25 protein-coding genes and 1 pseudogene are annotated in these 22443 nt (G+C 63.8%); 15 read left to right on the top strand and 11 right to left on the bottom strand.

Annotated features, from left to right (window positions below):
• Positions 1-34: 34 nt before the first annotated feature.
• Together AC1RQK_RS20180 and AC1RQK_RS20175 are read left to right on the top strand one after the other, a co-directional pair.
• The gene (locus AC1RQK_RS20180) at positions 35-709 is read left to right on the top strand and encodes a heavy metal response regulator transcription factor (RefSeq protein WP_150991420.1); all 675 of its coding nucleotides are present in this window, start codon (positions 35-37) and stop codon (positions 707-709) included.
• Entirely contained in the window at positions 709-2133 is a 1425-nt protein-coding gene (locus AC1RQK_RS20175; RefSeq protein ID WP_492373161.1) for a heavy metal sensor histidine kinase, read from the top strand. Before AC1RQK_RS20180 ends, AC1RQK_RS20175 begins: the two co-directional genes overlap by 1 nt.
• Before the next feature lie 16 nt (positions 2134-2149).
• Here AC1RQK_RS20175 and AC1RQK_RS20170 read toward each other — a convergent pair whose 3' ends face one another.
• The 8 genes from AC1RQK_RS20170 to AC1RQK_RS20135 all read right to left on the bottom strand — a co-directional run bounded on the left by AC1RQK_RS20170 (position 2150) and on the right by AC1RQK_RS20135 (position 8070).
• On the bottom strand, positions 2150-2791 hold the full coding sequence (locus AC1RQK_RS20170) for a LysE family translocator (protein ID WP_492810717.1): 642 nt from the start codon (positions 2789-2791) through the stop codon (positions 2150-2152).
• Positions 2792-2903: 112 nt separating this feature from the next.
• On the bottom strand, positions 2904-4022 hold the full coding sequence (locus AC1RQK_RS20165) for an NAD(P)H-dependent flavin oxidoreductase (protein WP_492810715.1): 1119 nt from the start codon (positions 4020-4022) through the stop codon (positions 2904-2906).
• 94 nt (positions 4023-4116) lie between these two features.
• Complete coding sequence (locus tag AC1RQK_RS20160) at positions 4117-5298, bottom strand: YbfB/YjiJ family MFS transporter (RefSeq protein WP_492810713.1); 1182 nt, start codon at positions 5296-5298, stop codon at positions 4117-4119.
• Positions 5291-6175, bottom strand: coding sequence for a LysR substrate-binding domain-containing protein (locus AC1RQK_RS20155; protein ID WP_492373157.1), 885 nt, complete (start codon positions 6173-6175; stop codon positions 5291-5293). The genes AC1RQK_RS20160 and AC1RQK_RS20155 overlap by 8 nt, the downstream gene beginning before the upstream one ends.
• Before the next feature lie 169 nt (positions 6176-6344).
• Complete coding sequence (locus AC1RQK_RS20150; RefSeq protein ID WP_492810711.1) at positions 6345-6674, bottom strand: CppA family protein; 330 nt, start codon at positions 6672-6674, stop codon at positions 6345-6347.
• Positions 6675-6786: 112 nt separating this feature from the next.
• Positions 6787-7041 carry a hypothetical protein gene (locus tag AC1RQK_RS20145; RefSeq protein ID WP_492373156.1) on the bottom strand — a complete coding sequence of 85 codons (255 nt, stop codon included), beginning with the start codon at positions 7039-7041 and terminating at the stop codon, positions 6787-6789.
• Between the two features lie 184 nt (positions 7042-7225).
• Positions 7226-7453 carry a helix-turn-helix domain-containing protein gene (locus AC1RQK_RS20140; RefSeq protein WP_150991403.1) on the bottom strand — a complete coding sequence of 76 codons (228 nt, stop codon included), beginning with the start codon at positions 7451-7453 and terminating at the stop codon, positions 7226-7228.
• Positions 7454-7491: 38 nt separating this feature from the next.
• Positions 7492-8070, bottom strand: a complete 579-nt coding sequence (locus AC1RQK_RS20135) for a hypothetical protein (protein ID WP_492373155.1) — start codon at positions 8068-8070, stop codon at positions 7492-7494.
• Between the two features lie 24 nt (positions 8071-8094).
• On the opposite strand from AC1RQK_RS20135, the gene AC1RQK_RS20130 reads away from it, so the two are divergent.
• Positions 8095-8775 (top strand): porin family protein, encoded by a 681-nt coding sequence (locus tag AC1RQK_RS20130; RefSeq protein ID WP_492810708.1) that lies wholly within the window; start codon positions 8095-8097, stop codon positions 8773-8775.
• A gap of 75 nt (positions 8776-8850) precedes the next feature.
• The gene (locus AC1RQK_RS20125) at positions 8851-9228 is read left to right on the top strand and encodes a DUF4156 domain-containing protein (protein WP_492373153.1); all 378 of its coding nucleotides are present in this window, start codon (positions 8851-8853) and stop codon (positions 9226-9228) included.
• A 15-nt stretch (positions 9229-9243) separates the two neighbouring features.
• Here AC1RQK_RS20125 and ppk1 read toward each other — a convergent pair whose 3' ends face one another.
• On the bottom strand, positions 9244-11406 hold the full coding sequence (gene ppk1 / locus AC1RQK_RS20120; RefSeq protein ID WP_492810706.1) for a polyphosphate kinase 1: 2163 nt from the start codon (positions 11404-11406) through the stop codon (positions 9244-9246).
• Between the two features lie 288 nt (positions 11407-11694).
• Here ppk1 and AC1RQK_RS20115 point away from each other — a divergent pair, with 288 nt between their 5' ends.
• Both AC1RQK_RS20115 and AC1RQK_RS20110 read left to right on the top strand, forming a co-directional pair.
• Positions 11695-12336 carry a DsbA family oxidoreductase gene (locus AC1RQK_RS20115; RefSeq protein ID WP_492373151.1) on the top strand — a complete coding sequence of 214 codons (642 nt, stop codon included), beginning with the start codon at positions 11695-11697 and terminating at the stop codon, positions 12334-12336.
• Between the two features lie 221 nt (positions 12337-12557).
• Positions 12558-12743 (top strand): hypothetical protein, encoded by a 186-nt coding sequence (locus AC1RQK_RS20110; RefSeq protein WP_492810766.1) that lies wholly within the window; start codon positions 12558-12560, stop codon positions 12741-12743.
• Between the two features lie 192 nt (positions 12744-12935).
• Here AC1RQK_RS20110 and AC1RQK_RS20105 read toward each other — a convergent pair whose 3' ends face one another.
• Positions 12936-13976 (bottom strand): AraC family transcriptional regulator, encoded by a 1041-nt coding sequence (locus AC1RQK_RS20105; protein WP_492810764.1) that lies wholly within the window; start codon positions 13974-13976, stop codon positions 12936-12938.
• Between the two features lie 362 nt (positions 13977-14338).
• Between AC1RQK_RS20105 and AC1RQK_RS20100 the strand changes: the two are divergent.
• The 9 genes and pseudogenes from AC1RQK_RS20100 to AC1RQK_RS20060 all read left to right on the top strand — a co-directional run.
• Positions 14339-14437, top strand: a pseudogene (locus AC1RQK_RS20100) (quinone oxidoreductase); the annotation flags it as partial.
• Positions 14438-14449: 12 nt separating this feature from the next.
• Positions 14450-15292, top strand: coding sequence for a TauD/TfdA dioxygenase family protein (locus AC1RQK_RS20095; protein WP_492810704.1), 843 nt, complete (start codon positions 14450-14452; stop codon positions 15290-15292).
• Positions 15293-15345: 53 nt separating this feature from the next.
• Entirely contained in the window at positions 15346-16404 is a 1059-nt protein-coding gene (locus tag AC1RQK_RS20090) for a beta-keto acid cleavage family enzyme (RefSeq protein WP_492373149.1), read from the top strand.
• A gap of 255 nt (positions 16405-16659) precedes the next feature.
• A complete protein-coding gene (locus AC1RQK_RS20085) occupies positions 16660-17652 on the top strand; it encodes a Bug family tripartite tricarboxylate transporter substrate binding protein (protein WP_492810762.1) in 993 nt (330 codons plus the stop codon).
• 37 nt (positions 17653-17689) lie between these two features.
• Positions 17690-18391 (top strand): DsbA family oxidoreductase, encoded by a 702-nt coding sequence (locus AC1RQK_RS20080; RefSeq protein WP_492810702.1) that lies wholly within the window; start codon positions 17690-17692, stop codon positions 18389-18391.
• A complete protein-coding gene (locus AC1RQK_RS20075) occupies positions 18384-18713 on the top strand; it encodes a Rieske (2Fe-2S) protein (protein WP_492810700.1) in 330 nt (109 codons plus the stop codon). Before AC1RQK_RS20080 ends, AC1RQK_RS20075 begins: the two co-directional genes overlap by 8 nt.
• A 45-nt stretch (positions 18714-18758) precedes the next feature.
• Complete coding sequence (locus tag AC1RQK_RS20070; RefSeq protein ID WP_492810698.1) at positions 18759-19559, top strand: SDR family NAD(P)-dependent oxidoreductase; 801 nt, start codon at positions 18759-18761, stop codon at positions 19557-19559.
• A 342-nt stretch (positions 19560-19901) separates the two neighbouring features.
• Positions 19902-20960, top strand: coding sequence for a beta-keto acid cleavage family enzyme (locus tag AC1RQK_RS20065; RefSeq protein ID WP_492373145.1), 1059 nt, complete (start codon positions 19902-19904; stop codon positions 20958-20960).
• Between the two features lie 145 nt (positions 20961-21105).
• Entirely contained in the window at positions 21106-22086 is a 981-nt protein-coding gene (locus AC1RQK_RS20060; protein WP_006156180.1) for a quinone oxidoreductase family protein, read from the top strand.
• 66 nt (positions 22087-22152) lie between these two features.
• Here the strand turns inward: AC1RQK_RS20060 and AC1RQK_RS20055 are convergent, their stop codons facing one another.
• Positions 22153-22377 carry a hypothetical protein gene (locus AC1RQK_RS20055; RefSeq protein ID WP_492810770.1) on the bottom strand — a complete coding sequence of 75 codons (225 nt, stop codon included), beginning with the start codon at positions 22375-22377 and terminating at the stop codon, positions 22153-22155.
• Positions 22378-22443 lie beyond the last annotated feature (66 nt).

Genomic DNA, 22443 nt, shown 5'->3' with positions numbered 1-22443 from the left:
GCGCCCTGCCGGTACAGGCCAGGCGAGGACGGACATGAGAATTCTGGTGGTGGAGGATGAGCCCAAGACGGGCGAGTACCTGCGCAAGGGGCTGACCGAATCGTCCTTCGTGGTCGACCTGGCGGTGACCGGCGCCGATGGCCTGCACCAGGCGCTGGAGGTGGTGTACGACCTGGTCATCCTTGATGTGATGCTGCCTGGCATGAACGGCTGGGACGTGCTCAAGCAACTGCGCGAGCACAAGGACACGCCGGTGCTGTTCCTGACCGCGCGCGATGAAGTGGAGGACCGCGTGCGCGGGCTGGAGCTGGGCGGCGACGACTATCTGGCCAAGCCCTTCGCCTTTGTCGAGCTGCTGGCGCGGGTGCGCACCTTGCTGCGGCGCGGCCCGGTGCGCGAGGCCGACCGCATCGAGATCGAAGACCTGGAGATCGACCTGATCCGCCACCGCGTGACGCGCGCCGGCCGGCGCATCGAGCTGACGCCGCGTGAATTCTCCCTGCTGCATTTCCTGGCGCGCCGTCACACCGAGGTGCTGAGCCGTACCCAGATCGCCTCCCATGTCTGGGACATGAACTTCGATAGCGATACCAATGTGGTGGATGTGGCGGTGCGCCGCCTGCGCGCCAAGATGGACGACGATTTCCAGCCCAAGCTGATCCACACCGTGCGTGGCATGGGCTATGTGCTGGAGCGCCGGGAACCCTGATGCGCAGGCTCTCGCTCACTGCCCGCCTGGCGCTAGCCTTTGGCCTGGTGGCCGCGATCGTGTTCGGCGGCGCGGGCGCCTACCTCTACCGCGCGCTGGCCATGCAGGTGATAGAGCGCGACGACGCGGAACTGCTGCGCAAGGTGGCGCGCGCGCGGGCCGAGCTGATGGAGCAGGGCGCCCGGCCCGACAGCGACTGGCGGGAAGTGGCCGGCGTGGTGTCGGGCAACGATGAGTTTGCGCTGGTGGTGCGCGCCGCTGGTGGCGCCGTGTTGCTTGCGGCCAATGCCGGCGAAGGGCCGCCCGCCTTGCAGCCGGTGGCGCCGGATGCGCAGCTCGGGCCCGAAGCGATCCGTGCCTGGACCACGCGGCAGGGCTACCCGGTGCACGGCGTGCAGGCGCAGGTCCCAGTCGGTCCAGGTACTGCTGGCACTGGCGCCGTCACGCAGACGCTGGCCTTCACGCTCTACCAGACCGCCATCTCCCGCACCACGTTGCTGCGCGCATACCGCGCGAAACTGCTGTTGACGGGCCTGCTGGGCACGCTGGCCGTGGCCGGGCTTGGCTACCTGGTGCTGCGCGCCGGCATGGCGCCGCTGCGGCGCATTGCCGCCGGGGCATCGTCGGTCACGGTGCGCCGGCTCGAGCTGCCGATCGACCCGGCGCGGCTGCCGCCCGAACTGGCGGAACTGGCTGCGGCCCTGCAACAGATGATGGACCGGTTGCGGGATGGGTTCGAACGCTTGTCCCAGTTTTCCGCGGACCTGGCGCACGACTTCCGCACACCCATCGGCAACCTGCTCGGGCAGAGCCAGGTCGCGCTGTCTAGCGAGCGCAGCGCCGACGAATACCAGGCGCTGCTGGCGTCCAATATCGAGGAATATGAACGCCTGGCCCGCATGATCGAGAACATGCTGTTCCTTGCGCGGGCCGAGAACGCCCGCGTGGCGGTCAACCCGGTGCGCCTGGACCTGGCGCGCGAACTGGGCGCGCTGTCCGACTATTTCGAGGGGCTGGCGGAGGCGAGCGGCGTGGCGATCGCGGTGGATGGCGGGGGCGCCGTGCTGGCCGATCCGCTACTGCTGCGGCGCGCGGTCAGCAACCTGGTGGCCAATGCCATCCGCTACACACCCGCCGGGCAGACGGTGGTGATGGCGGCGCGCACGGGCCCCGCAGGTAGCCGTATCGAAGTGCGCAATCCTGGGGCCGGCATCGCGCCGGAACACCTGCCAAAGCTGTTCGATCGCTTCTTTCGCGGCGATCCTGCCCGCGCCAACTCGGGAGAGTCGGCGGGCATCGGCCTGGCCATCGTGAAGTCCATCATGGACTTGCACCATGGGCACGTTGAGGTGGAGTCCGAAGTCGGGGGAACCACAGTCTTCAGGTTGCTGTTTCCGCCGAGCTTGGCGGATCCCGCGTCTTAGGGGGCCGCTGCCGGCGTTACTGACGCAGCGACGTGAGCAGCCGGATGCCGAGCAGCGCCATCACCCCGCCGGCCGCGCGATCCAGCCACAGCTTGAAGCGCAGGTAGAAGGCACGCGGCCTGGCGGAGGAGAGCGCGATCGCCACGATCGCGTACCAGCCAGTCTCGATGGCAAAGACCATCAGCGGCAGCGCCAGCAGCAGCGAAGGCGGCACCTGGGCGGGCAACAGCGCGGCAAACACGCTGGCGTAGACCACCGCCGTCTTGGGGTTGCTCAGCTGCGTGGCGAAGCCGCTCAGCAGGACACGGCCGCGCCCCGTGGCGGGCGTTCCACCGCCTTCTGCTTTGCCGGCCGCCATCGCCAGGGGCGCGCTGGCGCCGCGCCAGATGCGCACGCCCAGATACACCAGGTAGATGCCGCCGCCCACCTTCATCGCCATGTACAGCCAGGGCACTGCCGTCAGCAAGAGCTTGAGCCCGAGCAGCGCGGCCGCCGCAAACACCACGCCGCCCAGCCCCATGCCCAGCGCCATGTAGAGCGCATCGGCGCGGGAGCGGGCAATGGCGGCGCGGGCCACCATGACAAAGCTCGGGCCGGGGCTGACCGCGCCGAGCGCCAGCGCGCCGCCAATGGCCAATGTGGATGTGAGTGCGTCCATGGGATTGTCTCGTCAGGAAGGAGGGGATCCGCTGCGGGCCAGCATGAGGCCGTTGCGCGTGGCGAAATGGTAGCAGCAAGACGCACGCGCCGCCGGCTTCGGCAGGCCCCGCTCAGTTCGCCCCGAATCCCGCCCCGCTCAGTGCCGCAATCGTCTGCGCCAGCTCCTCGCGCAGTGTCGCCACGAGTTGCGCTGCCGGCAGGGCGCGCGCCAGCGGCGCGGCTTGCCCGGCCCATTGCGCGGCGTAGTCCGCGTTGCCGCGCGCCTTGGCCGCCGCATGCAGGGCCTTGCCGGCGTCGTAGGTGATGGGGTAATCGGGGATCGCCGGGCGGTCCGCTGCCTCGCCCAGTTCCGTCAGCCGGTTGACGAAGCCGCGCGCGGCCCGGCCGGAAATGGAGCGGGTCAGCGTGGTGCTGGCAGGCCGGTCCGCCAGCAGGGCGGCGCGGTAGGGCGCGTCGGCCACGGTCTCCGGGCAGGCCACGAAGGCGGTGCCGAGCTGCGCGGCCTGCGCGCCCAGCGCCAGGGCCGCCGCAATGCCGGCGCCGTCCATGATGCCGCCGGTGGCGATCACGGGCAGGGCGGTATGGCGGACCAGCAGCCGTACCAGCGCCAGGGTGCCGAGGCCTTCGTCATGCCCTTCGGGCTTGAACGTGCCGCGGTGGCCGCCGGCTTCCACGCCTTGGGCAACGATGGCATCGACGCCGGCAGCGGCGATCTGCCGCGCTTCGTCCAGGCTGGTGGCCGTGGCCATCAGGAAGATGCCGGCGGCGTGCAGCGCGTCGATCCAGGCCTGCGCCGGCAAGCCGAAATGGAAGCTCACTACCGCGGGCCGCTCCTCCAGCAGCATCGCGAACATGGCGTCGTCGGCGACAAAGCTGGTGTAGATCTCGCGCAGGCTGGCGGGCGGCGTGGCGCCGAATTCGGCGAAGCTCGGCGCCAGGTAGGCCAGCCATTGCGCCTCGCGCGCGGGGTTGGCGACGGCGGGCGCATGGCAGAACAGGTTGATGTTGAAGGGCTTTTCCGTCAGCGCACGGGTTTCGCGGATGGTCTTGCGGGCGCCCTCGGCGTCCATGGCGCCGACGCCGAGCGAGCCCAGGCCGCCGGCATTCGACACTGCCGCGGCAAGCGCCGGTGTGCTGACGCCTGCCATTGGTGCCTGGATGATCGGGGTGGCAAGGCCGAGCCGGGAGAGCAGCGTGCGTGGTTGCGTGGCGTGGATGGGGTCGGTCATGACGGGCTCCTCGTTTCTTCGGTAATGGGTGGATCTTGTGGGGGTGGATTCTGTGGGGTGGGTTCCGTGCCGCGCGCCGGGCATGCGCTGGCCTTCACAGGAAGCAGAAGACGGCAGATGCCAGCAGCGCGGCAGCGGCGGCGGCAAGCGGCCCGCTGAAGCTATGGCTGTGCGCCATCAGCGCATCGGATACCAGCGGGCCGGCGATCTGGCCTACGCCATAGGCGGCGGTCATGATGGCAAGCAGGTTGAATGTCACGCGGTGGGCCGCGCGTTTCGCGGCGGGCATGGCGATGGTCACGGTGCCAACGAAGGTGCCGCCCACCAGCAGCGCGCTAGCCAGGTAGGCCACGGCCGAGTGGCTGAGCGCGGGCAGGATCACGCCCACTGCCTGCACCAGCAGGTTGAGCGCGAGCGCACGCCGCGTGCCAAGGCGCTCGTGCAGCGCATGCCAGAGAAAACACGAAGGTGCCGCGCCAAGCCCGAACGCGGCCCAGATATGGATCGGGTCGATGTGGCCGAGCGCGTCGCGCACAAAGAGCGGCAGGTAAGTTGCCGTGACAATGTAGCCGAACCCCGCCAGCCCGTAGCTGGCCACCAGCGGCCACGGACCAGGGCCGTTGGCATTGGCCTCGTCCGTGGCACTGGCACTGGTAGCGGCATGCGGCTGGGGTGCCGGCACGCGGCCCGCAAGATAAGGCCATGCGAGCAAGCTCAGCACGGCGGCGCCACCGCCGATGGCCAGCCACAGCAAAGGACTGTGCCAACCGGCCAGGTTGCCGGCGGCAATGAGCTCGGCGGACAGCAGGATGCCGGCACCGACGCCCGAGAACAACAGCGGCGCGCCATGCGGATGCCCTACCACCTGGAACAGCCACACGGACGCGCAGATCAGCGCGATGGCGCTGAGCACGCCCGCCAGGAAGCGCACGCCGATAAAGAACCAGGGCGCGGCCGGCACGGCCAGCGCCAGCAGGCACAGGGCCGTGCCGAAGAGCGCGATGCGGCAAAAGCGCGGCGCAACGCGCTGCGGCATGCGGCTGACCGCGAGGGCGCCCACGAGATAGCCTGCATAGTTGGCGGATGCGGTCAGCGAGCCGGCACTGACGCTCAGCAGGCCGTCGCGCACCATCAGCGGATACATGCCGGTAAATGCAAAGCGCCCGAAGCCCATGCCCACCGCCAGCACCAGCGCGGCGGCCAGTGAGGGCATCCATGGCGCCATGGTCTTGCCGAAGGATTGCGGCGCGGCTGTGACGGTCCGGATCCTAGCCATGCTGCAGCTCCTGGAGAAACGCCGCGTATGCCGACGTGGCAAAACCCGAACGGCGCACCAGCAAGGTGTGCGCGACTCGCACGGGCACGGTTTGCAGGCTTGCGGCATCGGGGTGCAGCGCCAGCAGCGACCTCGGCAGGATGGCCACGGCCGAGCCCGCCGTCACGCAGGCGAGGATCGCGTGGTAAGACGCCAGTTCCAGCACGTTCAGCGCCAGCCGTGGGCCTTCGCCGCTGGCGAGCCAGTCCTCGGCACACAGGCGGTACGTGCAGCCGCGCGAGAACGTGGCCAGGCTGCGCAGCTTGATGTCCTGCGGCGTGCGCACTGGCGGATGGCTGTGCGGCAGCACCAGCAGCAGTTCTTCAGAGAACAGGAACGTGCCTTCCAGGCCGGGGCCGAGTACGTCCATGTCTAGCGTGTCCGGCGCGCCCTCGGAGGGATGGGCCACCACGGCGCAGTCGATGCGATGCGCCAGCAGTGCGTCGATCAAGGCTTGCGTGGTGCCGGTCTGGATCTCGATCCGCACGTCCGGCCATTTGCCGTGATAGCGCGCCAGCGGGCGGGGCAGCCGGCTGGCGGCCGAGCTTTCCATGCTGCCCACGCGCAGCGTGCCCGAGGGCGCATCGCTGCGCATGGATTGGCGGGCCTCTTCGGCCAGCGCCAGCAGCCGCTCGGTATAGCCCAGGAAGCGCTGTCCTTGCGGCGTCAGGGTCATGCGCTTGCTGTCGCGCAGGAACAGGGCGACGCCGAGCTCCTCTTCGAGCTGCTTGACGCGCGTGGTGACATTCGACTGCACGCGGTCCAGGGTCTTGGCCGCCCGCGTGATGCTTTCTTCAAGCGCAACGGCTCGGAAAATCTCAAGTTCGGCCAGGTCCACGGCAATCCTTTGATTGAAATAGGTTCTTAAAAAGAGAACAAATTTCAATTAACTATCATAGATAGGGAATGATAAGTCAAGAAAGCCATGATGGCAGCGGGGTGAGGCGAAGCGGGAAGCATATTCCGGCGAGCAATGCCCCGGCCCTCCGTGTACCCAAGGCGCGGGACTAATGCGGATCCTGGTATTGCGAGGGTTGGGGTTGCGCGGGTTGCTGCTGCGAATGCCGTTGCGCCGGTGCTGGCCGCGCCAGGAGCGCACGGATCGACGCAAGGTAGCGGTCGCCAACCTCCCGGCTGTCCCGGTTCGACTGGGCGCGCAGGGTGCGGCGGGCCGGTGGCGTGATGTTCAGGCTGCGGCAGATCGTTGACAGGTAGGGCTTGCGGTCTCCCGCCAGCCGCTGTGCCGCGGCTTGTACCGCCGCGTCGCCTACGCGTTCGCGCAACCAGGCCAGGACCTGCCTGTCGTATTCGTTCTGTACCCGGACCAAGTGTTCCATGATCGGCTCCCGTAGATACTGTTCATCCATACAGTTACTGTGAATATATACAGTAATCTGGTTTTTTCAAGGATGAATGCCGAGGACCAGATACGGGCCACCGTCCAGGGGGCTACAGGACCATGCAGGCGGCAGCGCTGGCGCCGGCGCGTTGCGCCAGGCAGGCGGGCCCGGCGGGCGGCATTTCCAGGTGGCAGCGCTGGCTCACAGGCAGGTTATCTTCCGGGGGCTTGCCGGCTGGGGGCGCGTCATGCCGCGGCGGGTGGTTGTCGCGCAGGGCCGGATGGTGCTTTTCCACCCAGCGCGCCGCTCTCCAGAGCGCGAAGATGCAGGCAACCGCATAACTGCAGTAGATGAGGATCAGCATAAGCACCTTGCTTCGCGCCCGCTTGGGGGCGAGTAGTTCAAGAAAGTGCGAGTATGCGCAAGATCACTCTCGATGCGGTATCACTCGATTGGGGGGAGCCCGGTGGTTGCGCGGGCCGTAAGGCCAGGCGGGTGGCCGATCTGGCGGAAATGCCGCAGTGGGAAGAGAGACAATTGTTTGCAGTTCAGGCCTGATCTTCGCCTGGCGTATCGGCGCGGTACTCAAGCAGGTCGCCCGGTTGGCATTTCAGCGCCTCGCAGATTTTCTCCAGCGTATCGAAACGGATGCCCTTGACCTTGCCGGATTTCAGCAAGGAGAGATTGGGCTCGGTGATGCCGATGTACTGGGCGAGCTCGCGCGATTTCATCTTGCGCTCAGCAAGCAGGACGTCAAGCCGGACGAGGATAGTCATAGGGTCAGGGTGCCTCAAACGCAAACGCAAACTCAAACTCAAACAAAGCTCTCATTCTCCAGCGCGACGCGCGCGGCCTCGACCATCGCCCAGGCGATGGCCAGCAGCAAGCCGCCCAGCAAGCCCAGCATCACGTCGCCGAAGGTGATGATCACCACCATGTAGGGGCCGTTGGCAACCGTGCTGGCCAGGGTCATGGCCAGCAGTGTCTTGGTGAGCGGAACCACCAAGCTGAACGCCGTCACCACCAGCGCCACGCGGCGCAGGCGCACGCCCGTCTCCAGGGTAAGGACCGCGCCGCCCGCCAGGGCCGCGAATAGCCTGTGCGCTTGCATCAGTCCACTGACCAGCAAAGCCGTGGCCACGCTCGTGATGGCCAACCCGAGCAGCCGGTACGGCATCGACACCAGCAACTGCCCGCCTGGCGCAGGCCCGGCCAGGAACGCGCGCAGGTTCCGGTCCAGCTCCGCATCGGGGAGCAAGAACCAGAAGGCGAACAGGGCCGCCGTCACCACGACGGCGCAGCACAGTGTCAGCCACTGCATGCGGCGCGCGATGACGCTAACGCGCGTTAGCGCGCCATCAGCGGGCAAGGGAAGGGAAAGGGGGGTCGGCATGCCGGTCTCCTGAAGGGATTGCGCATGGCAAAAAATTACTGTAAAACAGCAATGTGTTATCGTTTTACAGTAATTTATATTCGTCGGAGATTAAATTATATGCGTTTTATAGCCTTCCCTGGCCGCCTCTTTCCCATCGCGCCTGCTGCCATGTTGGTGCTTTTGTCGGTTGTGCCTGCGCATGCCGCAGCCGAGGAACTTGCCGCCAACTATTGGTACGTCGGCGGCGACCTCAATATTGCCCGCGACAAAGTCAGTACGAGCACGCCCGGCTGGGCGGGCGGATCGTCCAACAACGTTGGACTTGGCTTGCGGGGCGGCTATCAGTTTTCGCCCTATGTGTCGGTCGAAGGCTCGCTAGCCAGCCTTGGCCGTGTCGTGGCCAAAAATGGCAACGCCAACGACAAATTCGACGTGAACGCCTTGTCCGTCAACGTAGTGGGCCACCTGCCCCTGACCGAGCGTTTTTCGCTGCTGGGCATTGCCGGGGTCAACTATATGCATGGCCGGCGCTCGGGCGATCTCGAATCGAGCAACAAGTCGCAGGGGCTCATCAGCCTGGGGGTGGGCGCGTCCTATGCGGTCACGCAGAACTGGCGCTTGCGGATGCAGTACATGAATTACGGCAAGCTCAGTTGGAAGGGCAACGATGCTTCGGTCAAGAGCCAGGCCGTATCACTTGGCGTGGACTACCTGTTCCGCTGAGGCAGGCGCACGGGCCCGCGGCGCTACCAATACTTCAACACTTCAATACTTCAATACTTCAATACTTCAATGGCTATGACCATCAGGACAATCGCAGGCGTTGCATGGACCGCCGCAAGCTGCGCGCTGGCCGGCTGTGCGCCAACGCAGCTTTCCAGCCCGGCCGCATCGGCGGTCAGGATCACCCACAACGAGCCTGCCGCGGGATGCACCTATCTTGGCGACGTGACCGGCAGCCAGGGCGATTTTGTGCGGGGCGCCATCACGGCCAATGCGGATCTGGAAACCGGTGCACGCAACGACATCAAGAACAAGGCGGCGGCAATGGGCGGCAATCTGGTGTACCTGCTCACCCAGCGCGCAGGGCAGACCGGCGGCAAGGATCGCCTGGAGCAAACCAATGTGACCCTGTCGGGCAACGTGTATCGCTGCGCGTCCCCAGGCGCGCGCTAGCGCGCCGAACAGGGATCAGGCCAGCTTCTGCTTGAGGATGTCCTGCGCGGATACCGGCTGGCGGCCCCGCTTGCGCCGGTAGTTGCCGTCCGCGTCCATTTCCCAGGTGTCGCGGTTGTCCTTCAGGTAGACCTTCAGCCCCTCATCGATCACGCGATCCTTGAGGGCTTTGTCCAGCACGGGGAAGCACACCTCGATGCGCCGGAAGAAGTCGCGGTCCATCCAGTCGGCGCTCGATAGCCGCACGTCTTCGGCCTTGTCGTTGTAGAAGTAGAAGATCCGCGCATGCTCCAGGAACTGGCCAAGCACGGAGCGCACCCGGATATTCTCGGACAGGCCCGCAATGCCAGGGCGCAATGCGCAGGCCCCGCGCACGATCAGCTCGATCCGCGCGCCATCGCAGGATGCCTGGTACAGGGCCTGGATAAGCTTGGGCTCCAGCAAGGCGTTCATCTTGGCGATGATCAATCCCTTGCGGCCAGCCTTGGCGTGCTTGCCTTCGCGGCGGATGGCATCGAGCAGCGCCGCGTGCATGGTGAACGGCGATTGCCAGAAGTGCGCCAGCGTGCCGGGGTGGCCGAGTCCGGTCAGCTGGGAGAACACGTTGGCCACATCATCGACGAGCGCTTCCTTGCAGGTAAACAGGCCGAAGTCCGTGAAGCTCCTGGCCGTCTGCGAGTGATAGTTGCCGGTGCCGATATGGGCGTAGCGCCTGAGCTTTTTCCCTTCGCGGCGTACCACCAAGGCCATCTTGGCGTGGGCCTTGTAGCCAACCACGCCGTACACCACGTGCGCGCCCGCTTCTTCAAGCTGGGCTGCCCAGTTGATATTGGCCTGCTCATCGAAGCGGGCGAGCAACTCCACCACCACGCTGACTTCCTTGCCTCTGCGCGCGGCGCCGATCAGCGCCTCCAGCAGGGCCGAGTCGTTGCCGGCGCGGTACACCGTCTGCTTGATGGCCATCACATCCGGATCTTCCGCGGCCTGGCGGATGAAATCCACCACGGGCGAAAACGACTGGTACGGATGGTGCAGCAGGATATCGCCGTCGCGGATGGCGCGGAACATGTCGGGCTGGTCCTGCAGCGCCTTGGGCAGGCCGGGGCGGCATGGCGGGTACTTCAGGTCATCGCGGTCCACGCTGTCAGGAACCGGCAGCAAGCGCACCAGGTTGACCGGGCCATTCACCGAAAACACCTCGGCATCTTCCAGGCCGAACTGGTTTTGCAGGAAGCGGGTCATCTCCTCGGAGCAGTTGTCCGCGACCTCGAGCCGCACCGCATCGCCAAAATGCCGCTGCGGCAGCTCGCCCTGCAGCGCATCGCGCAGGTTCTTGATTTCTTCCTCGTCGACGAACAGTTCGCTGTTGCGGGTGACGCGGAACTGATAGCAGCCGCGCACGCGCATGCCGGGAAACAGCTCGCAGACGTGGGCATGCAGGATGGACGACAGGAACACGAAGCCGTGTTCGCAGCCGGAAATCTCCTTGGGCAGCAGGATCACGCGGGGCAGGGCCCGGGGCGCCTGCACGATGGCCGCGTTCGCCTCCCGGCCAAAGGCATCCTTGCCTTCGAGCTCCACGGCGAAGTTCAGGCTCTTGTTGAGCACACGTGGAAACGGGTGCGCCGGGTCCAGGCCGATGGGGGTGAGCACCGGCATCAGCTCGCGGAAGAAATAGCTGCGGATCCACTCGCCTTGTTCCTGCGTCCAGTGCGGACGGCGCAGGAAGCGGATTCCCTCGCGGTCCAGTTCCGGAACCAGCACTTCGTTGAACAGGCGGTACTGTTCCGCGACCAGCTTGTGCGTGCGGGCGCTGACAAGCGCGTAGATCTGCCGCACGTCCAGTCCATCCGGGCCGGTGGTCGCCGGCGCCTGCAGCTTGATCTTCTCCTTCAGGCCGGCAACGCGGATCTCGAAGAACTCGTCCAGGTTGCTGCTGAAGATGCAGAGGAAGCGCAATCGCTCCAACAACGGAATGTCGTGGTTCTCGGCCTGGGCAAGCACGCGCCGGTGGAACTCCAGCTGGCTGGCCTCACGGTTCAGGAAGAGCTGCCGTGCGTTGGCGCCGAGGTTTGTGCTGGCACTGGCGAGGAAGTCCGACGGGGCGCCGTGAACGTCACTCGGTGCCAGGGGGAGGGAAGGGGCGATCTCAAGTGGAGCTGCCGAGCCTTCTTCCATGATTCGCTTCAATCCTTCTCTGGGAATGGATCATCGTGCACCGATGACCTGTTGGAAAGATAGTACCGCGCGCCGCGCCGCTTGAGGAGTGGGCGCGGTGCACGTTTCCCGATCTGAGGCAGGGCCGTGTGGCTGGCGGGCCACGGACAGATGCCGGGGAGGGGCGTCCGGTCGTGGCTGCCTTGCGGGAAAACCCTGCTGTGAGTGAGGCACTGCCCCCGGCCCTGCAGTCAATGGGAATTGCAGCTACCCTGTCGCGCAGTGATGGACTGACACCGAGAAAACACAATGCAAAAGACGCTGAAAATCGATTTTGTCTCCGACGTCGCGTGCCCGTGGTGCGCCGTAGGCCTGAGTTCGCTGCAGCAGGCGCTGGCGCGGCTTGGCGATGCCGTTTCGGCAGACATCACGCTTCGCCCATTTGAACTCAATCCGGACATGGGGCCAGGAGGCGAGTCGATCCAGGATTACATGGCACGCAAGTATGGCCGCACCGAGGAGGAAATCGTGCAGAGCCAGGCCATGATCCGCCAGCGTGGCGCCGACGTCGGATTTGAGTTTGGCTCTCGGACCCGCGTATACAACACGTTCGACGCGCATCGGCTATTGCATTGGGCAAACCTGGAAGGGCGCCAACTGCCGTTGAAGATGGCGCTGTTCCGTGCGTATTTCACGGAGTCCAAGGATTCCAGCAATCATGAGGTCCTCGTCGAGGCCGCGGCTGCAGCCGGCCTGGACGCCGACAAGGCACGCAAGGTGCTATCGGGCGACGCGTATGCGGCGGAAGTCCGTGAGATGGAGAAGCACTATCAGGACATGGGCATCCGTTCCGTGCCTTCGATCATCTTCAATGACCAATACCTGGTGAGCGGCGGGCAGCCGGTGGAGGCGTTCGAGAATGCCATTCGGGAGGTGCTGGCAAAAGGCTGAAGGGGCGCATGACTATCCTGGCGCCTGCGCTAAGCACCGCAGCCATGGACGCCCCGCGCACGGGGTATCGGCGCGTCGCGCGGGCTGAGGAGATCGAGGCTTGCTTCCTGCAAAGCGTTGCCTTTCTGCATACGTACTATCACCTAATGCTGCGTTGCGTCATTTCCTTTGCTATGATTAGGGAAAACCCGATAAGGGTTATCCCTGAAAGGAAGAAAGCCATGGACACGCAAAGCGACATCAAGATGACCGACCAAATGGAACGCGATCTGATCGAGCGCGAACTTGGTCCCCGCAGCCCCAGCCTGGTGGCAGACGTGAAGCGCGCCATCTTCGCCGTCCAGCATATGCTGAGCCGCCTGCAGAACCAGGCGCGCAAGGCAAAGATCGTCTACGCGAACGGCTGATCGTTCAGGTAGCGGCATCGCATCGCGGGAGGTGTCTCCCGCACAGCAAGACCGGCCTATACGCCGCTCCGCCGGAGCGCAGCGTGGGCCGGTTTTTTTTATGGGTGTCTCGCGGGCCGGAACCGCGGCATATTCGCCGCGGGACGTTGCGCCCGCGCATTGCATTTGCGGCGCATCCGATAGCTCCGGTGCTCATCCCCCCGTTGGGCGATTGACGTCTTCCAGCGAGACGATTCCCCTTCCCTCCATCACCCAGCGCGTCGGCGGTTTCCCAAACTGCACCCCAAACCACCGCGTGAACGCGCTCACCTCTGAGAATCCAAGCAGATCCGCCGTACGCGATATCGACTGCTGCTGGCTCTGCAGATAGCGCTCGGCCAGTTCGCGCCGCACCTGATTGACCAGGCCCGAGAATGTTTCCCCGCGCTGCTCCAATTGGCGCTGCAGAGTCCTCGGGCTGACACCTAGGTTCTGCGCAACCTGTTCCACCGCACTGCGGCCGCGCGGCAGTAGCAGGTGAATTGCCCGTCGTACGTCGGCCGCTAGGGAGTGCTCCTTCGAGGGCGATTGAATGTCAAGTAATTCCCTGGCGTATCTGGCCAGGCTGGCATCCGCCAGGGGGTTCACGCGATCCAGATCCTGGCTCGACAAGACCAGGCCATCGAATTCGCAGCCAAATTCGACCTGCTGGCCGAACAGGCGACGATGCACCCGCAGGTCTGCAGGGGCCGCATGCGAAAAGTGCACGCAGCGGGGTTTCCATTGGGCGCCAAGTATGGCGCGGATCAGGCAAAGCACCGCGCCTACGGTCAGCTCCATGGCCTGCCGGCCGGGTTGCTGCCTGCCGGTCAGCAACGTCACTCGCAAGACCGCGATATTCGCATGCTCGGTGAACTGCGTCGCGACAGAGTCGCTGAGCAGGTGGCGATAACGCTCGACCTCTGCCAGTGCATCCCGCAGTGTGGGCTGATGCTGCAGCGTCAGGCTGACCGGGCCGAAGTCGGAGAGCCGCCACGATTCGCCCATGAGCAGTCCGAGCGAATGGCATGCAGTGATCCGCGCGGATGTCTCTAGAACCTCCGCAAGCCGGAATTCGGGGATGCGCAGGTCGGGCGTGTGCAGGCATTCCCGGTCCAGACCGACATGGGAAACCATCTGCACCGGGTCGATACCCGCGGCGCGAGCGATCCCGGAGTACTTCGTGAGGGAGGCGCTGCGAACCAGGACCGTCATAGGAGGCTCTTTCTGAAGAGGGATAGTCAGGTTGATCGAAGGCCTGCGCAATCTACTGATGAAGCCACCGTCGCCTTGCTGCCAGTGTCGGTCATGCACTGCATACGCCGCCGGCGCGGCGTCTGCGTGCAGTGAATCAAGCCGGGAATCGACTGTCATGGATGGTCAACTTCTGGCGTGGCTTGTCAAAGGTCCTGCGCATGCGAGAGCCGACAATCAACCCAGGCTACCGAATGATAGTGGCGGCAGCAATAGACGACAACAGGAGACGGAATTGGCAAAAGCCGCTCGCATGTACGAGGTGGGGGGCCAGAGGTCCTCCGATACCCAATGGCACTGACCCTGTGCCGCAGCCCAACGGCATCGGGATCCATCAGCGCCATGCGCTGCAGGATGCGGTCCAGGCGCATCGGGACCTGGAGCCGCGCAAGACCACCGGCTCGTCAATCTTTGTAGTGTAAAGGGAGCTTTCCATGCACGTAGAACCTATTACCTGCACCATTGGTGCCGAAATCGGCGGCGTCAACCTGGCCGATGCAGCGCGCGATAGCGCGTTGCTTGCCGAGATCAAGGCGCTGCTGCTCAAGCACAAGGTGCTGTTTCTGCGGGACCAGGATATCAGCCGGGCCGATCACGTGGCCTTCGCACGCCGTTTTGGCGACCTGGAGGACCACCCCGTCGCTGGCAGCGACCCGGATCATCCCGGCCTGGTACAGATCTATCGCAGCGACAAGCGCGAGAACTACGAGAACAGCTACCACACCGACGGCAGCTGGCGCGAAACCCCGCCGATGGGCTGTGTCCTGCGTTGCATCGAATGCCCGCCGGTCGGCGGCGACACCATCTGGGTGAACATGGCCGCGGCCTACGAGAACCTGCCCGAGGAAATCAAGGAGCGCATTGCCGGCCTGCGCGCCAAGCATGGCATCGAACATTCATTCGGGGCGGCGATGAGCCCGGAAAATCGCGCCAAGCTTGCCGCGCAGTACCCCATGGTCGAACATCCCGTGGTGCGCACGCATCCGGAGACCGGCGAGAAGGTGCTCTACGTCTGCGGCTTCTCCACGCATTTCGCAAACTTCCATACGCCAGAGAACGTGCGCTACGGACAGGACAAGACCCCGGGCGCGAGCCATCTGCTGAACTACTTGATCAGCCAGGCGGCGATCCCCGAATACCAGGTGCGATTCCGCTGGCAGCCTAATAGCGTGGCCATTTGGGACAACCGCTGCACCCAGCACTACGCGGTACAGGACTACTGGCCGGCCCCACGCAAGATGGAGCGTGCAGCCATCATCGGAGACAAGCCGTTCTGAGGCGCGCCAGCCGCCGCCAAGCCTTGCCCCACCTTTATCAATGGAGACATGCCGTGAACTACCTCGATGGATCCCTGTTCCCCGAAAACCAGCAGCCGTTGATCATCACTGCGGCGCCCTACGCACCGGGGTGGCTGCCGTCCGATTTCCCGGAAGACATCCCCGTGACGATGGAAGACCAGATCCAGAAGGCCGTGGATTGCTACAACGCCGGCGCGACTGTGCTGCACCTGCATGTGCGCGAGCTTGACGGCAAAGGCTCGAAACGTCTGTCCAAGTTCAACGAGCTGATCGCCGGGGTGCGCAACGCTGTGCCGGAGATGATCATCCAGGTGGGCGGGTCGATCAGCTTCGCACCCGAAAACGAGGGGGCCGCCGCCAAGTGGCTGTCCGACGACACCCGCCACATGCTGGCCGAACTTGATCCCGTTCCGGACCAGGTGACCGTCACGGTGAACACGTCTCAGATGAACGTGACGGAGCATGCGGAACTTGCGGATTTCAAGGGTACCTCGCGTGAGAACCCTGCGATCTTCGACGCGTACAAGGAAATGACGGTTCCCGCCCAGCCCGGCTGGGTCGAAGAGCACATCCGCCGCCTTACCGCAGCCGGCATCCAGAGTGCCTTCCAGTGTTACAACATCAATAGCTTCGAGTCCGTGGAGCGGTTGATTCGACGTGGCGTCTACAAGGGCCCGCTGGTCATGAACTGGGTGGCAATCAGCGGCGGTATGGATGCACCCAGCATCTTTAATTTCGCCAATATTGTTCGTGCCGTCCCGGATGGTGCGGTGCTTACCGTTGAAAGCTCTGTGCGCAACGTGCTTCCTGTCAACATGATGGGCGTTGCCTTGGGCTTGCATGTGCGCTGCGGGACCGAGGACTGCCTCTGGAACCAGTCGCGCACGGCCAAGATGAGCACGGTGAAGCAGATTGAGCAGCTGGTGCGCATCGCTGGCGAATTCGGCCGCAAAGTGGCAACGGCCCAGGAAGCGCGCGAAATCCAGAAGATCGGCGTGTTCTATGACACGGTCGAGGAGACGCTGGCTGCCAATGGTTTCGCGCCGAACCGCAATGGCGGCAATCAAGGCTTCCTGCGCAAGGCCGCCTGACTCAGGCCGGTTGGAACTGACCGGCAGGTGAGGGAGTCCGCCGCTTGCGCGGCGCGGTGCCAAGGGGCACGCCTGCATGTCAAGACAGACAATCTCATTGCGGTTATTTTGTTTATGTCGACAATAAAAAACATGACTGCTATGATCGTGCCGAAGATAGCCTGGGCAGGTAGAGATGGCTCGTCGCGCAGCTGGCCTCGGTGAGGCCGACAGCACTTGGCAGGCTGGATAGTAGTCAAAAAAATGGGGGAGACGATGTCATTACTAAAAAAGCTGCTAGCAGCTGCGTTGTGCGCCGAGACAATCATTGCCCTATGCGCGCCAGGCCCGGTCCAGGCACAGGAAGCCTGGCCGGCGCGCCCGATTCAAATGATCGTGCCGTCGTCTGCCGGATCGGGAACCGATGCGCTGGCTCGGGTCATGGCGCAGCGCCTTTCCGAATCGCTGAAGCAGGCCGTGGTCGTGGAGAACCGGCCGGGTGGCAGCGGGGTGATCGGGACCAACGCCGTCCTCAAGGCGGCGCCGGATGGCTACACGATTCTCTACACAACGGCGTCCAACATGGTGGTTGCGCCGGCAGTCATCAAGTCCATTTCCCAGGAGGCACGAAAGAGCCTCATGCCGATCGCACAGACAGCGGTGGGTGGGGTGTTGCTGCTGGTGAGCCCGGATCTGCCGGTCTACGACTTGCCTGGGCTTATCGAGTTCGTGAAGGCGAATCCGGATAAGTACAGCTATGGCAGCTGGGGCACCGGCTCGTCCGCGCACTTGACGATGGAGTGGTTGAAGAAGCAGACCGGCATGAAGACCGAACACGTTGCATATCGGACCTCCAGTCAACTGCTTACCGAGCTTTCCTCGGGTGTGCTAAAGATCGGCTGGACCGATCCCAGCGTGGCGGTTCCGTTCCTGCGTTCGGGGAAGGTGCGCGGCATTGCCATTGTGGGCAACGTGCGGTCTCCCCAGCTTGCCAACGTCAAGACGATGGGTGAACAGGGCTACAAGTTTGGCACGGTGGGATGGTTCGGCATGTTCGCGCCGGCGGGAACTAGTCCGGTGATCGTGAAGCGGCTGGCGGATGAGGTCAACAAGGTACAGGCGTTGCCGGAGATCGCGGCCCTGATGAAGAGGCAGAACTTCGAGCCGCCGCCGGTAAAGTCCTCCGCGCAGTTGGGCGAAATTGTCCGGGACGATCTGCAAGTCTGGACGAAAATCGCCAACGACGCAGGGATCAAGCTTGAAGAATAGGATACGGCTCCCGCCGGGGGGGCTAAGGAACGATTGCGTGAATTGCTCTGAACGCTCGGGTGCGGTCCCTGCCTCTACATCGTCGCAAACTCTGCGCGTTGACTTCTACCTTGACCTGATATGCCCCTGGTGCTGGATCGGGTTGCGTAATCTGCGTTCAGCATGGGCAAGCTTTCGACAGCAGCATCCCGGATTGGCGCTGGAGACGATATGGCATGCCAATGCTCTGCTGCCGCAGATTCCTGCGCAAGGCATTCCGTACCAGGCATTCTATGAGGCACGGCTCGGCGGCCAACGGGCTGTGGCGATGCGCCGCGCACAGATCTGCGCTGTGGCTGAATCGGTCGACTTATCATTGAACTTCGAGAGCATTGAGACCTTTCCGAATTCGGCGCTGGCATGTGCCTTGGTCAATGCGGCCCAGTCCAATTTGGTGCCGGAGGCCATGTACCAGTTGGTAGAGTCCATCTATCGCGCATTCTTCTCTCAAGGGCAAGACATCGGTTCAACGCAGACCCTGCAGGCCCTGGCTCAAGCGTCTGGGTTCAACTGGGATGCCAGGGCATCCTCTGCGCCCCAGTCCTCAATGGGGGCCGAGCATACAGGAGGGGTTCCTCATCTCGTCTTCAATGCACAGTGGCCGGTTACTGGCGCGGTTCCAGCAAGCGAGTTGGTTCGCATCATGAAGCAAGCCGTGGTGGCCAAGCGTTTGAACAGCGAGTGCGAATCCAATGCCTGATCCCGAATGGATTCTGGTCGGGCCTGCGGAGTCACTGGCTCCAGGCGCACGCAAATTGGTCTTCTTGCAAGACGGTCAATCGGCAATCGTGTTCAACCTTGGCGGCCAGTTCTTTGCCATGGAGAACAGTTGCCCGCATGCGGGAGCTTCCATGGCGGGAGGCTCGTGTGTTGAGCAAGTCATCAGTTGCCCTTCACACGGCTTGCGATTTGACATTCGCAACGGCCAGTGCATTTCGTCTTCGAGCTTGCGTATCCGCACCTATGAGGTCGTTGCGACGGACAAGCAACTCTGGCTACGTACGCCAGAACTCAATCAATGAGATTTCCCTAAAGCAGGCGGACATTAACCTGCGTCAAGAGAAGGAATGAAGATGACCAATGGGTTCGATACGGAGTTCTTCGCCGAGCGCTTCGGCCTGCGCGGCCTGACGGCAATCGTCACCGGCGCTGGCTCGGGACTTGGGCGGCAAGCGGCAAGGACGCTGGCAGCAACCGGCGCGCATATCGCCCTGCTGGGCAGGCGCCCGGAGCCTCTGCAGGAAACTGCGAATCTGATCGCACAAGCCGGCGGTACAGCGCGGGCTTTTCCCGTCGATGTCGCCGATCAGGAAGGCGTGCGCCTTGCCTTGGATGACATCCTGCAATGCATGCCGCCGCTATGGGCACTTGTGAACAATGCGGGCGTCGGCGGGCGCGCGGCGCTGCTCGATGTGGACGAGACGATGTTCGACCGGGTATTCGACGTGAACACGAAGGCCGCGTTGCTGATGTCCACCGCCTTCGCACGCCGGCTCATCGACCGGCAACTGCCAGGCCGCATCATCAATATATGCTCTCTCGCCGCGCTGACGCACCCGCGGCACCTCGGCATCTACGGCGCCAGCAAGGCCGCGCTGGAGCATCTGACCCGCACGATGGCGCATGAATGGGCGAGCCACGGTATCAACGTCAACGCCATCAATCCCGGCTACATCGAGACTGACATCAACCGCGCCATGTTCCAGAGCCCCGCAGGCAGGAAGATCGTTGAGGGCCTGCCTCGCCAGCGCCTCGGCACGCCCGAGGCGCTCGATGGCGCGCTGCTGATGCTTGCTTCGCCGGCCGGCTCATTCATGAGTGGCTCGACGCTGGTCGTGGATGATGGGCAGCGCTTCAGCATGGGCTAAGTCCAGCCTCTCCTGCCATTTCGTGGCGCTGCAACCGAAACGGTCGCTGAACCCATCTGGAGAAGGCGCTGAGCGAGGTCTGCGCGGCCGCCGCCTCGTCCGGTGCTCCTGCGTCAGCCTATTGTCATAAAAAGGCAAGTTCAAGGCGTGCAAGGTAAAGCGGGAAGTGGCGCCAGGCCAGATGATTCACTCGTCGCGAAGGACACTCTGACATCACCGGTTAAAGGAGATGCTCGCCTGCGCACCGCCGTGGCGAAGATGGCGCTGTAAATAGGGTTCCAAAGCTCTCTCATCTAGTTCGACATACTCAATATTCACATTTCAACTTGGATATCCATCATCATGAACTTCCTTGACGGCCACCTGTACCCCGAGAACCAGCAGCCCCTGATCATCACGGCCGCTCCCTATGCGCCGGGCTGGATTCCCTCCGACTTCCCGGAAGATATCCCTGTCACGATGGAGGAGCAGATCCAGAAGGCGGTGGATTGTTACGAAGCCGGTGCCACCGTGCTGCACCTGCATGTGCGCGAACCCGATGGCAGGGGCAGCAAGCGCCTTTCCATGTTCAATGAGCTGATCGCCGGGGTGCGCAAGGCCGTGCCCGAGATGGTCATCCAGGTGGGTGGCTCGATCAGCTTTGCGCCCGAGGACGATGGCTCGGCGGCCAAATGGCTCTCCGACGACACGCGGCATATGCTGGCCGAACTCGATCCGAAGCCCGACCAGGTGACGGTGACTGTCAACACCACGCAGATGAATGTGACAGAGCATGCTGGCCTGGATGACTTCAAAGGGGTTTCGCGGGGATTCCCGCACCTCTATTCAACCTACAAGGACATGATCGTGCCCTCGAACCCCAGCTGGGTCGAGGAGCACATCCGACGCCTGACAGCCGCTGGAATCCAAAGTGAGTTTCAGTGCTACAACATCAACAGCTTTGAAACGATTGAACGCATGATTCGCCGCGGCGTCTACAAGGGGCCACTGGTGATGAACTGGGTGGCTATCAGCGGCGGCATGGATCAAGCAAACATCTACAACCTGGCCAATTTCCTGCGTGCAGCGCCCGACGGCGCGGTGATCACTGTGGAGAGTTCGGTGCTCAATGTGCTGCCCGTGAATATGATCGGCATTGCCTTGGGCCTGCATGTGCGGTGCGGCATCGAGGATGTACTCTGGAACCAGACCCGCACGGGAAAGGCCACCTCTGTCGAGCAGATCAAGCAACTGGTGCGTATCGCCGGCGAATTTGGTCGCCCCATCGCGACGGCGAAACAGGCACGAGAGATCATGCAGATCGGGGTCTTCTACGACACGGCGGAAGAGACGCTCCAGGCCAATGGCTTCGCACCCAATCGCAACGGTGGCAACCAGGGATTCCTGCGCAAGCCGGCCTAAGGCCTCTGGGGGAGTTGACATCATATGCTGTATGAGTCGTCCGGCATTTCCTGGGGGGCGGACTAAGGCTGAAGGTGCAGTTTCCCCCATCGATCGGACGGCTTTGATATTCATCTAGCCTATTTGATACAGAACAGGAGACAACATGGCGAAAGTCGTTAAATTCTACGAAACGGGCGGCCCCGAGGTCCTTCGTTTTGAAGACGCTGAGGTTGGCGAACCTGGACCGGGAGAGGTCCGCGTTCGCCACGTGGCCGTGGGCCTGAATTTTGCCGACACCTACTTCCGCGGTGGCACCTACCAGGTTCCGCTGCCCAGCGGCCTCGGCAACGAGGCGGCCGGCGTGGTCGAGGCAGTCGGTGCCGGTGTGACCCAGCTGGCGGTCGGCGACCGTGTGACCTACACGGGCTTTGTCAACACGCTGGGCGCCTACAGCACTGAGCGATTGATTTCTGCCGCACTCCTGATCAAGCTGCCGGATGCCATCAGTTGCGAAGCCGCGGCGGCCATGACCATGCGGGGCTTGTCCGCCTCCTACCTGGTGCGCAGGATCTACCCCTTCGTGGCGGGCGAGGCCGTGCTGCTGCATGCCGCGGCAGGTGGTGTTGGCCTGATCGTTTCGCAATGGGCCAAATTGCTCGGGCTGACGGTGATCGGCACGGTGTCGACCGATGCCAAGGCTGAGGTCGCGCGCGCTCACGGCTGTGATCACACGATCAACTACAGCCATGAGGATGTCGCCAAGCGCGTGCGGGAACTGACGGGCGGAGTGGGGGTGTCCGTGGTCTTCGACAGCGTCGGCAAGGCCACCTTCATGTCCTCGCTGGATTCACTCAAGCGCCGCGGCCTGATGGTCTGCGTTGGTACCGCCTCCGGCACAATTCCGCCATTCGATCCGCAAATCCTGGCCCGCAAGGGCTCGCTCTACCTGACCCGCCCGGGCCTGGCCGACTACATCGCCGATCCGGCCGAAAAGGCGGAGCTGGTCGACGAGCTATTTGGCCACGTGGCAGCAGGGCGCATCCGCATCGAGATCAATCAGCGCTATGCCTTGGAGGACGCCGTGCAGGCACATCGGGACCTGGAGGCTCGAAAGACCACGGGCTCGTCCATTTTCGTGATTTGAGGCTTTCCCCTCCTGGGGAGCTCGAGCCGTCAGGCTGCCTCGGCCTGCAGAACGTAATCTAGTGATCTAGTGATCTGGCAGTCGGGTCAGGGTGTTCAGGACCCGCTGCCGGTAGCGCTCCTCGTTGTACGCGATGTCGGGATCCGCATATTCCACGCCGTAGCGCTGTGCGTCGTACAAGAGCGCCGCCATCTCGCGAACGGTGGCGGCAGCGGTGTTGGTGATTGCCTCGGCGTCGCCCACGATGTGAATCCCGCCACCACCCAGAATGCAGGCACGGTTTCCGCTCATCCGCCTGCGACCTCCCCCCTTCCGATCCGAATGACGCCGCCTGGCTTGAGCCTGCCGGTTTGGGCA

It is taken from the genome of Cupriavidus sp. GW822-FHT02D05, from assembly GCF_058802485.1.
The sequence above is the reverse complement of the archived record's forward strand: the minus strand, read 5'-3'. Positions and strand labels throughout refer to the sequence as shown.